Source organism: Chitinophaga pinensis DSM 2588 (assembly GCF_000024005.1).
Taxonomy (GTDB): Bacteria; Bacteroidota; Bacteroidia; order Chitinophagales; family Chitinophagaceae; genus Chitinophaga; species Chitinophaga pinensis.
Window position 1 is genome coordinate 6,966,171 of record NC_013132.1, and the last position, 12,602, is coordinate 6,978,772.

Consider the following 12,602-nt stretch of genomic DNA (forward strand, 5'->3'; position numbering starts at 1 on the left):
ATTCTTAAACGGCCGGGATCGCTAACCTTCTCTTATTATTTAGTCAACAATGAACGGGTAATCATCCTGTACATATACGTCTTTCAGCAGTTCATCATCTGCAGGCCATGGAGACTCTTCAGCGAACTGTACGCAATGTTCAACTTCCTGTTTTACCTTATCATTGATAGCTTCGATCTCAGCGTCCGTAGCCCATTTATTCTTCTGGATAGTAGCCAGTACCTGATTGATAGGATCTTTATCTTTATACTCTTCTACTTCTTCTTTGGTACGGTATTTCGCAGGATCACTCATAGAGTGACCACGGTAACGATACGTCTTGATTTCCAGTAAGGTAGGACCTTCGCCGGCACGTGCACGTTTTACCGCTCTGTCGATACCTTCATGTACAGTCTCACAGCTCATACCATCGATAGTAGCACTTGGCATATCGTAGGCATTCGCCAGCTTATAGATATCCAGTACGTTTGAAGTACGTTCTACTGAAGTACCCATCGCGTACATGTTGTTTTCGCAAATAAAAATTACAGGCAATTTCCACAGCATGGCCATGTTAAATGTCTCATGCAGCATACCCTGACGGGCAGCACCATCACCGAAGAAGCAAAGCGCTACGTTATCAGTTCCTTTGTACTGCTCAGCAAATGCCAGACCCGCACCAGTACCGATCTGAGCACCTACGATACCATGACCGCCGAAGAAACCCTTATCAGGAGCAAAGAAGTGCATGCTACCACCTTTACCTTTGGAACAACCTGTCGCCTTACCATACAGCTCAGCCATACATTCGTCAGGAGTCATTCCTTTCGCGATCGCCAGAGCGTGATCACGGTAGGCAGTGATGAACTTATCATCCGGTTTAGTTGCTGTCATCGCACCCGCAGCAATTGCTTCCTGTCCTATGTACAGGTGGCAAAAACCACGAATCTTCTGCATCCCATACAATTGGCCGGCTTTTTCTTCAAAGCGGCGCAGCAAGAGCATCAATTCATACCAGTACAAATATGTCTCTTTGGTGAATTTCGTCTTTACGTCTGTTTTTGTAGCCACTGTTTCTTAATTTGTCCGCAAATATAACAGGAAAATCCTAAAAACTAAATACTTTGCAACTTTGCACGAAGTTACCGCTCCTGAACGCCGCTTCAACAAGGTCTGATTTCCAGTCTTTCCCGGCATCAGCGCGGATTACGATAAATTTATTTTTAATTCATAACTGATAATCAGAAGGTTAATTTGCTGTCGCTTAAAAAGATATCACTCGTTCAGTTTAAAAATTATTCGGGAAAAAGTTTCAGCTTCCATAAACGCATCGTTGGCATCACCGGGCGGAACGGCTCCGGTAAAACCAACCTGCTTGACGCCATATATTATATATGTTTCACTAAAAGCTACTTTACCAGCAGCGAAGCCCAGAATACACAGTACCAGACCAACGGCTTCCGCCTGGAAGGTTTCATGGACAGAGACCACCAGGAAGGAAAGATCGTCTGCACCCTCAAAGACGGCAAAAAAGAATTTGCCCTCAATGATGAAGCTTACGAACGCTTTTCCCAACATATCGGCCGCTACCCTGCCGTCATGATCGCCCCCGATGACGCTGAAATTATACTCGGTGGCAGCGAGGAACGCCGCAAATGGCTGGATGCACTGCTATGCCAGTTACACCCGGGCTATCTCGACCACCTCATTACCTACCAGAAAATACTCCAGCAGAAAAATACCCTGCTCAAAACGATGAATGGTCAGGGTGGCAGTCAGGATACCCTGCTCGATATATTTGATGAACAACTGGTCAAACACGGTACTCCCGTATTTGAATGGAGACGCGCTTTCCTGCCCGGCTTCATCCAACAGGTACAAAAACTGTATGATTATCTGGCCGGTAAACATGAAACAGTCAATATACAATACCAGTCCGGTCTTCATGAACAGACCTTCACCGAACTGCTCGCTGCCAACCGCTACAAGGATATGATGATGCAGCGTACAACAGGCGGTATCCATAAAGATGACCTGCAGTTTGTCCTGGATGATCATCCCATGAAAACGAGCGCCTCACAGGGACAACGTAAAAGTTTCCTCTTTGCACTCAAACTCGCACAGTTTGAAGTGATTAAGGAACATAAAAAGTTCCCTCCCCTCCTCTTGCTCGATGACGTGTTCGAAAAACTGGACCAGGACAGGGTGAGCCGCTTAATTAATCTTGTCAGCAGCCCCGTATACGGACAAGTCTTCATCACCGATACACATGCTGATAGAATACTTGCAGCATTCAAAGAAAATTCGGATAACTTTCAATTAGTAGAGATGGAGTAATGCGGAAATACGTATCTTTGCGGAATGCGCTACGGAATAACATCAATGGAGGATGCACTGAAAGATTTCATGTCGAAAAGTCGGTTAAAACCGAGGCTCACCGAAGTGCGCATACAGGAGAACTGGGAACAGCTGATGGGAAGAACAATCTCCCGCTACACAGAGAATTTACAGCTGATCGATGGTAAATTACACATTGTTACCACCGTTGCTCCACTGAAACAGGAACTGAGCTATTCAAAAGATCGTATCATCAAACTGGTGAACGAAATGCTGGGTGAACCTGTGGTGAGAGAAGTGATCGTTCGATAACCATTACCTTCTTATAATGTAAGAGGCTGCTCAATTTAATGAGTAGCCTCTTTTTATTGCAGGTATATACTCCATTCATGACTGCCCGTTGATCTGTCCCTATCTCCTACACCAGCCCCAGCCACACCATCCACGCAACATTTCGCATAACTACTCACCCAAATCAGGAGTTTCTACGCTTTTCAAATACATCGTTAGCCGATAATTTTGTCCTCACAATTCCACTACACCCATTTTTTTATTTAACCCCCAAATTGCATACATCATGAGTTTTATCAATTTTCAGGAGCAGGTTATCCAGAAACCTTTTGTCCAGGAATTATCCATCTGGAACAAATTTTACTCAAGTACAGTACTTAACTTTAACATGGAAGCACAGACCCAGTCCAACTGGTGCTGGGCAGCCACTTCCAAAAGCGTGTCCTTCTTCTATTCAGCACTGCTGAACCCCTGGACACAGTGTAAGATCGCGTCAGCCGAACTCGGACAGACCTGTTGTACATCACCCGTTCCTGGCCCCTGTAACGTGCCGTGGTATCTTGACAAAGCATTGACCCGCACCAAAAACTTCGTACAATTCATCAGCGGTACAATGACCTGGGAATCAGTGAAAGAACAGATCGATAAAGGTCTTGTAGTTGGTACCCGCATTGGCTGGTCAGGTGGTGGCGGTCACTTTATGGTCATCTATGGCGTATCAAAAGTATTAAACACAAAATACTTTCACATCGATGATCCTATCTACGGTAAAAGCACGCTGACCGTTAGTCAGTTCTCAACCAATTACCAGGGCAGCGGCTCCTGGACGCACAGTTATCTCACGAAAAAACATTTTTACTTTATGTGGATCAAAGACCTCGCATTCAAAGCGGAACTGCTCAAACCTATCCCTGAGATCCGTCCGCTGGTACGCTTACAACGTCCTGAACTAAAGGTTGACAAAAGCGCTGCCGAACTGGAACTGAGCTTTGCGCACCACGCATATGTCGTAGGACTAAAAGACATCGATAAGGATATCACCATCCCCGAACAACCCAGCTCTCTTCGTGTAGTTGAACTGGATCAAAAGAAACCTGTCGCCCTCTATGATCTTGCTACTACGGAAGAAGATCCGCAGGTATTACAGGTAAGCACAGATGATGATTATCTCAGTCGTATCGAAAGCGGTATGGAAAAGATCAAATCCAGCTTACAGGAAAAAAAAATAGAAGGCGAAATGAGAGTGCTGAAATTCCCTGCACTCAACCTGGAAGCTCTCTGGCTACACACCGAAGGCAAAGAGAATGATCGCTATTACCTGCTTCGTCATTTCAATCAGGAAGACACCGTACTGGATGAAGCCCGCTTCAAAGAACTCATATTAAGACAGAAAGCTGTCGCTGACAAACAGGATGACCTCATGGGCGCCTGATAAAAGAAGAAGGCCGGTCTGCAACAGACCGGCCTTCTTCGCTATCGTAAATAATTCGTTACTGTTAATTCTTCACGAAGCCCTGTATCAACATATTCACATCCTCCATGTGCAGTGTCGTTCTCAGATTCACCATCACAAAATCTTCTTCATCCTGCACCAGTATCACCACATTTCCCAGTTCATCATCTTTCCCTTTATTCATCATATACACGTTCGCATCCTGATGACGCACTTCCACCAATGATTCAAATCCATCTTTCTCAATCAGGGTCTGTTTCAGTTTGTGGATCGCTTTGCTGTCGATCAGGCTGTTGCTCACACCTGCAAGTGTATATACCTTCACCTTCTGCAGTTTGCCGATCAGCCTTTTTAATTCTGTGCCGTTATCCATTTTCGCACTGTTAGGGATGACCCAGCTGGCGAATTTTAATGGAATACGTCCTACACCTATTCTCACGCCCACAGCATCTCCGCGGTATTGACGATAGAATTTACGGAGTGATTTCTTTTGTGCCATCGCCGGACTAACAACCAGCAAAAGTGCTACTGCAATGATGGAAAAGTATTTCATGCTATTCGGGTTGATGTGTGGTGATAAATGAATTATTTCTTGATGTTTTTCAGTTTGTCGAATCCGTCGATATTCATGCTGTTGGCCAGCTGACTGATCTCGTTGAGGTCAATATCGCCGATGAGGCTCATGGCAAGAAACTCTGTGTCACTCCCTACCAGCATGATCAGTTCCGCAATATTACCTTTGGCATTTTCCTTTACCATAAAGCGAAGGTCATCTTTTCCATCACGTACTGTCATCAGTTCTTCAAACTCTTTACTCAACAGAGAAGAAGCTTCTTTGAACAACAGATTTCCCCCTTTGGTATTTTCCTTGGCCAGTATCCGCAGTCCTTTGATCCTTTTGACGATCTGTAGGAATTGTTTTCCTTCGTTTGAGTTGATGTCCAGCTTGCTGAACATACTGAACATTTTGGGGGTTACGCTGATCAGTGTAAAGGTCTGATCATTTTCGTATTTCTCAAAAAAACGGTCGATGCCACTACCTTGTTGGGCAAAGAGATGCGTACCGGTGACTGTCAGGAACAGCACCAAAAACAAAAAGCGTTTCATAAGTTTTTTTTTATGTCAGATTTTAGAATGGCCGTAATTAATTCGCCCTGATCTTATCAGTCGCCTCATTGAAGTAAGACAGCTTCTGTACCTGTGCCGTTCCTTTGTTGAGATTGCGGGACAATAAAGCCAGTGCTTTCTGTGTCGCGGCAAATGCCTCTTTCGGATCGTCGTAGGTATCTGAAGCTACCGATCTTTCTGCCAGTACACGATCATGTCTGCTGGTGAATTGTCTGGCGCCATAACCGATACCTACTGCCATCAGCAAAATAGCTGCATACTTCATCCAGTGATGCCACACCATTGTTCTCACAACCGGCTTTGTGGCTGACGGTGGCGCCTGTGCAATCAGTGTTTCGATCTCAGGGAATACAGGCATCGGAATATCCGCTTCAGCTGCAAAGTAGCCGAACAATGCCTGCGCTTCTTTCAGATCAGCAGGAAGATGAGGGTGTTCCATGCTGAAAAAACTGCGCAGTTCCTCCTCTTCCTCCAATGTGGAGGCGCCATCCCAATAGCGGTCCAATAACTCCCTGATCTTATTAAACTCCATACACTTGCAGTTTTTGTAATTGTTCACGTACCGCTTTTCTGGCCCGGTGAAGATTGGTCTTCACCTCACTCAGGTCGATGACCAGGATGTCTGCTATTTCCTGGTAGCTGTACCCATCGATATCTCTCAATTGTATAATAGTACGGTATTTTTCCGGCAAGCCGGCAATGATACCATGCACTCTTTTCATGACGTCCTGTTTCTCCGCAACGATGTGTGGATTCTCCTGCTGTACAGCTGGCAGTTCGCTGACAGTATCCAGGTCTTCTGACCGGCGGTACTTTCTTGCCTTCAGCTTGTCCAGCGCCAGATTGCGCACGATACGCATACACCAGGCCTCCATATTCTGCAGATCACTCATCCGCTCCTGTTGTTGCCATACCTTCATCAGGGTATCCTGTGTTACGTCCATTGCATCCTCCTCATTTTCCAGCAGTCTGTAAGCGAAGCGGTACAGCTTCTGCCTGACGGGGACCACTTGTGAGAGAAATATTGCTAATGACATAAATAACAGATTCCTTGTTGCTAAGTTTCAGATAACCGTTGCTGCTTCCATGTCCGTTCTCTCTTTTCTTCATCCCGGATGCTACAGGGCGTTTACATAAAGAAGACGATCCATAAAATACTTTGTTTCAAAAAAAGGGAAAGTTTTTTTCGGAGAATAATAACTCGCTATAAATAAGCTATTTATAACTTAATACGTGGATCAATAATGGTATACAGCAGGTCAGCCAGCAGGTTAATAAGCACAAAAATGCCGGCTGTAAATAAGATAGATCCCATCAGTACGGGGAAATCGAACTTCTCCAGGGCATCCACGGTAATCTTACCGATCCCCTTCCATCCAAAGATATATTCCACGAAAAATGCACCGGCCAGCAGTTCGGCAAACCAGCCTGTAATAGCTGTAATAACGGGATTTAAGGCATTGCGTAAAGCATGTCTGAACACGACAATCCGGGTAGGTAGCCCCTTGGCATAAGCCGTACGGATATAATCCTGATGGAGTACGTCCAGCATGGCGCTGCGGGTGAGTTGCACAATGATGGCCAGTGGACGGATCCCCAGGGTGATAGCAGGTAATATCAGATTACGCAGATTGAGCGTGCGGCCGGCAAAAGCATCTGTTTCAAACAGACTGCCCGTCATATGTAAGCCGGTATAATCACTCAAGACAAATCCAAAGAGGTAAGCGACCACAATACCCATAAAGAACGAGGGAGCAGAAATGCCGACCACACTGGCAAAAACAGCGCCCGTATCCATCCAGGTATTTTGTTTTACTGCGGATAATACCCCGAGTCCGATACCTACTATTGTTGCAAACAACATAGCGGCTAAAGCCAGTACCAGGGTGCCGGGCAATGCCTCCGTCAGTATTTCCCAGACTTCCTTTTTTCCCTGATAGGAACGGCGCAGATAAGGCGTCTTCAGCACCAGGATGCGCTCTTCCGATAAATGTGCCAGGGTCAGATAATGCATATTACCCTGGGCTGCGGCAAAGGGATGTATGCCTATCGGCGAAAGATCATTTAAATATAAAAGGAATTGCACCGGTAAGGATTTATCCAGGTGCAATTCCTTTCTTACATTTTCCAGCGATGTAACGTCTGCGCGCTGTCCCAGTGTCAACCTGGCCGGATCGCCCGGCAGTACGTTGAACAGGAAGAATACCAGCACCACTACTCCGAGTAATACCAGTATGCCATAACTGAGTTTACGCAGCAGAAATCTGAACATGCGGTTTATGGTATATCGTTATAATGCCATTTTCCTTTAACGGTGCCTTTTTCCAGCAAAATCAGACAAGGATTACTTCTGCCAGCTGTTTTAATGGCTGTTCCATCCATCTGAACAAATGGGAACTGCAACCCGTGTGCAGCGGTAAAAGCCGAAATATCTTCTTTACTGGAAGCGGTAACACCGTAAATGTAGACTTTTCCTGCTTTAAACTGTTCCTGCAGGGCCTTCATTTTGGCATCCCAGCCTTTACCCGCTTCTTTTACGTTCTTTACCAGGAAAAGATAAACAGGTGTCGGCTCTGCCAGGATGGCCTGTGTCTGATTGACGCCATCTGCATCTGTCAGGATAAAGTCTTTTACAGGCGCCTCTCCTTCCGCTTCTCTGACTAATTTATCGCGACGGTCTACAAAAACCCAGGTACTGTCGGACCATGGATAATTATCTGCGGTAAATTCTTTCTGCTGACCATCCTTTTCATAAATCAGGACAGTCTCATATTCCGCCGGACGAGCACCTGGCGGCAGCTTCATTTTCTCAGGAAGGTTGTTGCCTACCTTATACCCCAGGCAATCTACGATTGGCAGATGTTCCAGTGTATACCATTGAATACCGCCTGCAAATACGATAGATACGATCAGCAGGATAAGGTTCAGCTGCTTGCCGAACAATGGTTTGATGCGTTTATTATATAAAAAGAGAATCAGGATCATGACCAGCAGTATCACATCTTTCCAGAAGGTCTGTGAAGCGGTCAGTTTGATACAGTCACCGAAACAGCCACATTCTTTAATCTCGCCACTATACAATGCATAGCCGGTCAGGAAAGTAAAGAAGGTGATCATGATCAGCAGCAATATAGACACCAGACGCATACGGAAACCCAGTAACAAGGCAGCCCCCAGACCAATTTCCAGCGTGTTCATGATAATAGAATAGGCCAGTGAATACGGAGAGAGGAATGTCATGTGCAACACTTCAAAAAACTCTTCCATTTTATAACTGAGCCCCAGCGGGTCATTTGCTTTGACCAAACCGGAGAAGATAAACAAGACACCAACGATAATTCTTAATAGGTTCAGGAGCAGTTTCATGGATAACTTTTTTATCGGTGCTGATATACATACTTGCAGATCACCACATTATTCTATTTTTGTCTGGCAAAATAATCAATAAAATGCAAATGGATACTATGGAAGGGAAGAACGGCGAATATACCACCATCAACTGTCAGGGCACTTTGCTGGATTTGTCCAAACCAGTGGTGATGGGTATCATCAACATCACGGAAGACTCATTTTTTGCCGGCAGCAGAACGCAGCATATTGATCTTATCCTGCAAAGAGCAGCACAACTATTGAAAGAAGGCGCTCAGATCCTGGATATCGGGGCACAGAGTACCCGTCCGGGTTCTGTCTCCGTCGGACCCGATATTGAACTGGAACGCCTGCTACCGGCAGTACGTACATTGAAAGAACATTTTCCACAGGCCATCCTGTCCATCGACACTTACTATGCGAATGTAGCTGAACAGACTGTCAATGCGGGCGCAGCCATCATTAATGATATCAGTGCAGGTGATCTGGATGCGGAAATGATACCTACCGCCGGCAGACTGGGAGTACCATATATCGCCATGCACATGCAGGGTACGCCTACTGATATGCAGCAACACCCGCATTATGAAGATGTGACACTGGAAGTACTGGATTATTTCGTACGCAAACGCGCACAATGTCTGGAAGCTGGTATCAAAGATATTATCATCGATCCGGGTTTCGGTTTTGGTAAAACCATTGCACACAATTATACACTACTCAAAAAACTCAATGTTTTTCATATGCTGGAATGCCCGCTGCTGGTAGGTATTTCAAGGAAATCCATGATCTATAAACTATTGGAGACCACACCTGCGGAAGCACTGAATGGTACAACGATACTGCATACACTTGCGTTGCAGCAGGGAGCGCATATCCTGCGTGTACACGACGTCAAAGCCGCCGTGGAAGCGGTTAAAATCACACAGTATATGAATAGGTTATAGCTGGTAAATATTTACTATTTTTACAATCTATGGAGGATTTATTTAGTTTTTACGGATATCGTTTCCACTGGCTGAATATATTGGATGCAGCGATCGTTATATTCCTGGTGATCCAGCTGTACCGTCTGCTGAAGGGAAGTCTTGCGTTTAACATTTTCGTAGGGCTGTTGATGATATATCTTGCTTACTTTATCGTACAGCATCTGCAGATGCCGATTCTCTCAACACTGTTGCAGAGTTTCATCAATGTAGGACTGATCGCTATCATCATCATCTTCCAGCCGGAGATCCGCAAGTTCCTGCTGGTACTGGGCAAGAAGGCGCCGCTGAGTAAAGACAGTTTCTTTACCAAACTGTTTCTGCCGGACAGGTTCAAGAGTTATAAAGAAGAAGAGAATATCATTAATGAAGTGATCACCGCAGTAGCCCGTATGGCAGGTAGCCGTACCGGAGCACTGATTGTGATTGCCAATACTTATCGTGTAAAATTTGATACCGCGTCCAGCATCGCGATTGATAGTAATATCAATGCGAAACTGCTGGAAAGTATCTTCTGCAAAGGCAGTCCGCTGCATGATGGTGCACTGATCATTGTAGGTAACAAGATCCTCGCGGCGAAGGTCATACTGCCTGTCTCCGAGAATCCTAATCTGCCTACCCGTATTGGTTTACGTCACCGTTCAGCTGTAGGCATCACGGAGCACAGTGATAACCTCGCTATCATCGTATCAGAAGAAAGAGGCACTATTTCCTATGCCCAGGATGGCAATCTGGTACAGGATATTTCGCTGGAAGAACTGAAGGTGAAGATGTATGAGGTAATGGTGGAAGGATATGCGTGAGTCAATTAAGACTTAGGAATTAAGAATTAAGAATTATAAGAAAGAGCGTCCCGCCGAACTGCGGGCGCTTTTTTATTTAAAGGACAATGTAATTCGTAATTCGTAATTCGTAATTCGTAATTCGTAATTCGTAATTCGTAATTCGTAATTCGTAATTCGTAATTAATTTGTCTTACTGTTTCTACCAGCAATTAACCCTCCATATCTCCCTATCCGCCAGCAATTCCTAATTCTTAATTCCTAATTCCTAATTTCCCAAAAAAAAGAGGTTGTCCACCTTTCAGTAAACAACCTCTTTCTATATAAAAAGCGTAGAAATTACTTTCCTTGCTGCAGTGCTGCAGGAGCAGCTGGCGCTTCAGGCTTACCTTTCACGATGTCAACCAGCTGTACGTCAAATACCAGTACAGAGTTAGCAGGGATAGGACCGCTTGCCTGTAAACCGTAACCTAAAGTAGACGGGATCAGCAGGGTAGCTTTGCTGCCTTTGTTCAGCGCTGCGATACCAGCATCCCAGCCTTTGATCACGAAACCGCGACCCAGTGGGAATCTGATAGGTTCAACTTTTGCACCTGGTCTTAAAGTAGTATCCAGGCTGGAATCAAATACAGTACCGTTGATCAGTTTACCGGTGTAGTGTACTACAACGGTATCACCTACCTGTGGTTTTTCGCCTGCACCCTGCTGGGATACTGCTACGTAAACACCTTCAGGAGTGGTGGTAGTATTCAGTTTGTTAGTTTTAGCGTATTCAGCGATGATTTTATCATCAGCAGCTTTTTGTTTTGCGCCGGTATAGGTACCTACTACTACAAAAGTCAAATTCAGCTTATCACCTTTTTTCGCCATTGGCGGACGCTGAGGTAAGCTATCGATAGGAATAGTAAAAGTAGCGCTATCGCCTTCTTTCAGCATTACCAGACCATCCATCAGGTCGTACTTGTTAACGGATTTGGAGATCACGAAAGGAACAGGACCGCCTGCTACCTTGCGGGATTCAACTATAACTGAATCGTTCAGACTCTGGATGATGTTCAACAGTACAGTGTCGCCCAGCTTCAGCTGCGCGCCGCTTCCTGACTTATGAACAACGAAATCTACCCCACCTGGAGTTTTTTTGGCGCCACCACCGGCGCCGCAGCTCGCCAGGAAAAGGCCTAATGCTGCAACCAATAACTGTTTGTTCTTTTTCATTTGACTGTATTAGTAGGATTGAATAACTTACTGTAACTGCTCTTCGTTTTCTTTAATGGCTTCGAGAAAATGTTCTACGGTCTTATCGAGTGTCTCAGAGCTGTGTCCGCCGGAAGCGTGGAAATGTCCGCCACCGTCGAAATATTTTCTTGCGAAGGTGTTTACGTCGAAATCTCCCTTAGAGCGGAAAGATAACTTAATTTCCGAGTGACGGTCTATGATCAGTGCCGCCAGTTTGATACCCTGAATAGACAGCAGGAAGTTCACAACCCCTTCGGTATCGCCGGTCTGCAGGTCAAAACGCTTCAGATCAGTATATGGGATAGCGATCATAGCGGTATTGTATTCATAGTATACTTCCATACGGTTCAGCAGGCTATGGCCCAGGAACCGCAGGCGGTTTTCAAGGAAATTATCGTAGATCGCAGAATGGATGATCTCGTGTTTCAGACCACGGTCAAACAGATCAGCCACCATACGGTGTACTCTCGCTGAAGTAGAGGCAAAACGGAAAGAACCTGTATCAGTCATGGTACCTGCATAGATGCACTGCGCCATGTCCTCGTTAATATACTGTTCATCTCCCAATTTATAGATCGTTTCGTATACCAGCTGTGCGGTAGACGAAGCGCTCGTATCGCTGACACCATACTCAAAAGTAGGTTGTGGCTCCAGGTGATGATCGATCAGGATCTTTGTACACGCCATCTTTGTCAGATACGGCTCCATACTCTTGGTACGGTACAGTGCATTGAAATCCAGGCAAAACAGCAAATCAATACCTTCCAGTGCCTTAAACGCCTTTTCCTGCATGGATTCAAAATCGAGTACATCCTTTGCACCGGGCATCCAGATCAGGAAGTCCGGGAAATTAGTAGGGGAAATCACGGTTACATCGTGCCCTTTCTGTCTCAGATAATGATATAAGGCCAGTGATGAGCCCATTGCATCTGCATCGGGTTTCTGATGCATCGTTATTACCACTCTTTTAGGGGTCTCCAGCAAAGGCTTAATTTCCTCTATCCTCTTCATTCTTAACCTTTAAATATGCAGGCTGACCTG

General features: G+C 45.3%; 14 protein-coding genes. 5 read left to right on the forward strand and 9 right to left on the reverse strand.

Annotated features, from left to right (window positions below; translation table 11 throughout):
* Nucleotides 1–39: 39 nt before the first annotated feature.
* Nucleotides 40–1,050, reverse strand: a complete 1,011-nt coding sequence (gene pdhA, locus CPIN_RS27005; RefSeq protein WP_012793052.1) for a pyruvate dehydrogenase (acetyl-transferring) E1 component subunit alpha — start codon at nucleotides 1,048–1,050, stop codon at nucleotides 40–42.
* A gap of 183 nt (nucleotides 1,051–1,233) precedes the next feature.
* Between pdhA and recF the strand changes: the two genes are divergently transcribed.
* The 3 genes from recF to CPIN_RS37110 all read left to right on the forward strand — a co-directional run bounded on the left by recF (nucleotide 1,234) and on the right by CPIN_RS37110 (nucleotide 4,039).
* A complete protein-coding gene (gene recF, locus CPIN_RS27010; RefSeq protein WP_012793053.1) occupies nucleotides 1,234–2,316 on the forward strand; it encodes a DNA replication/repair protein RecF in 1,083 nt (360 codons plus the stop codon).
* Between the two features lie 24 nt (nucleotides 2,317–2,340).
* Nucleotides 2,341–2,628, forward strand: a complete 288-nt coding sequence (locus CPIN_RS27015) for a DciA family protein (RefSeq protein ID WP_012793054.1) — start codon at nucleotides 2,341–2,343, stop codon at nucleotides 2,626–2,628.
* 265 nt (nucleotides 2,629–2,893) lie between these two features.
* A complete protein-coding gene (locus tag CPIN_RS37110) occupies nucleotides 2,894–4,039 on the forward strand; it encodes a papain-like cysteine protease family protein (RefSeq protein ID WP_012793055.1) in 1,146 nt (381 codons plus the stop codon).
* Nucleotides 4,040–4,103: 64 nt separating this feature from the next.
* Here the strand turns inward: CPIN_RS37110 and CPIN_RS27025 are convergent, their stop codons facing one another.
* From CPIN_RS27025 to CPIN_RS27050, 6 genes are all read right to left on the reverse strand, one after another.
* The gene (locus CPIN_RS27025; protein WP_012793056.1) at nucleotides 4,104–4,613 is read right to left on the reverse strand and encodes a DUF4252 domain-containing protein; all 510 of its coding nucleotides are present in this window, start codon (nucleotides 4,611–4,613) and stop codon (nucleotides 4,104–4,106) included.
* Nucleotides 4,614–4,645: 32 nt separating this feature from the next.
* Nucleotides 4,646–5,167: a DUF4252 domain-containing protein gene (locus CPIN_RS27030; protein ID WP_012793057.1), complete on the reverse strand. Its 522-nt coding sequence runs from the start codon at nucleotides 5,165–5,167 to the stop codon at nucleotides 4,646–4,648.
* Nucleotides 5,168–5,204: 37 nt separating this feature from the next.
* Complete coding sequence (locus tag CPIN_RS27035; protein WP_012793058.1) at nucleotides 5,205–5,720, reverse strand: PG0215 family putative anti-sigma factor; 516 nt, start codon at nucleotides 5,718–5,720, stop codon at nucleotides 5,205–5,207.
* Nucleotides 5,710–6,225: a GFO_1088 family ECF-type sigma factor gene (locus CPIN_RS27040; protein ID WP_012793059.1), complete on the reverse strand. Its 516-nt coding sequence runs from the start codon at nucleotides 6,223–6,225 to the stop codon at nucleotides 5,710–5,712. The genes CPIN_RS27035 and CPIN_RS27040 overlap by 11 nt, the downstream gene beginning before the upstream one ends.
* A 182-nt stretch (nucleotides 6,226–6,407) precedes the next feature.
* Complete coding sequence (locus CPIN_RS27045; protein WP_012793060.1) at nucleotides 6,408–7,460, reverse strand: ABC transporter permease; 1,053 nt, start codon at nucleotides 7,458–7,460, stop codon at nucleotides 6,408–6,410.
* A 5-nt stretch (nucleotides 7,461–7,465) separates the two neighbouring features.
* Nucleotides 7,466–8,554 (reverse strand): BT_3928 family protein, encoded by a 1,089-nt coding sequence (locus tag CPIN_RS27050; RefSeq protein WP_012793061.1) that lies wholly within the window; start codon nucleotides 8,552–8,554, stop codon nucleotides 7,466–7,468.
* Between the two features lie 83 nt (nucleotides 8,555–8,637).
* Here CPIN_RS27050 and folP point away from each other — a divergent pair, with 83 nt between their 5' ends.
* Nucleotides 8,638–9,504 carry a dihydropteroate synthase gene (gene folP, locus CPIN_RS27055; RefSeq protein WP_245552036.1) on the forward strand — a complete coding sequence of 289 codons (867 nt, stop codon included), beginning with the start codon at nucleotides 8,638–8,640 and terminating at the stop codon, nucleotides 9,502–9,504.
* Nucleotides 9,505–9,533: 29 nt separating this feature from the next.
* Nucleotides 9,534–10,346: a diadenylate cyclase CdaA gene (gene cdaA, locus CPIN_RS27060; RefSeq protein ID WP_012793063.1), complete on the forward strand. Its 813-nt coding sequence runs from the start codon at nucleotides 9,534–9,536 to the stop codon at nucleotides 10,344–10,346.
* Nucleotides 10,347–10,664: 318 nt separating this feature from the next.
* On the opposite strand, the gene CPIN_RS27065 is transcribed toward cdaA, so the two are convergent.
* Nucleotides 10,665–11,540, reverse strand: a complete 876-nt coding sequence (locus CPIN_RS27065; protein WP_012793064.1) for an FKBP-type peptidyl-prolyl cis-trans isomerase — start codon at nucleotides 11,538–11,540, stop codon at nucleotides 10,665–10,667.
* A 27-nt stretch (nucleotides 11,541–11,567) separates the two neighbouring features.
* On the reverse strand, nucleotides 11,568–12,572 hold the full coding sequence (locus CPIN_RS27070) for a DHH family phosphoesterase (RefSeq protein WP_012793065.1): 1,005 nt from the start codon (nucleotides 12,570–12,572) through the stop codon (nucleotides 11,568–11,570).
* Nucleotides 12,573–12,602 lie beyond the last annotated feature (30 nt).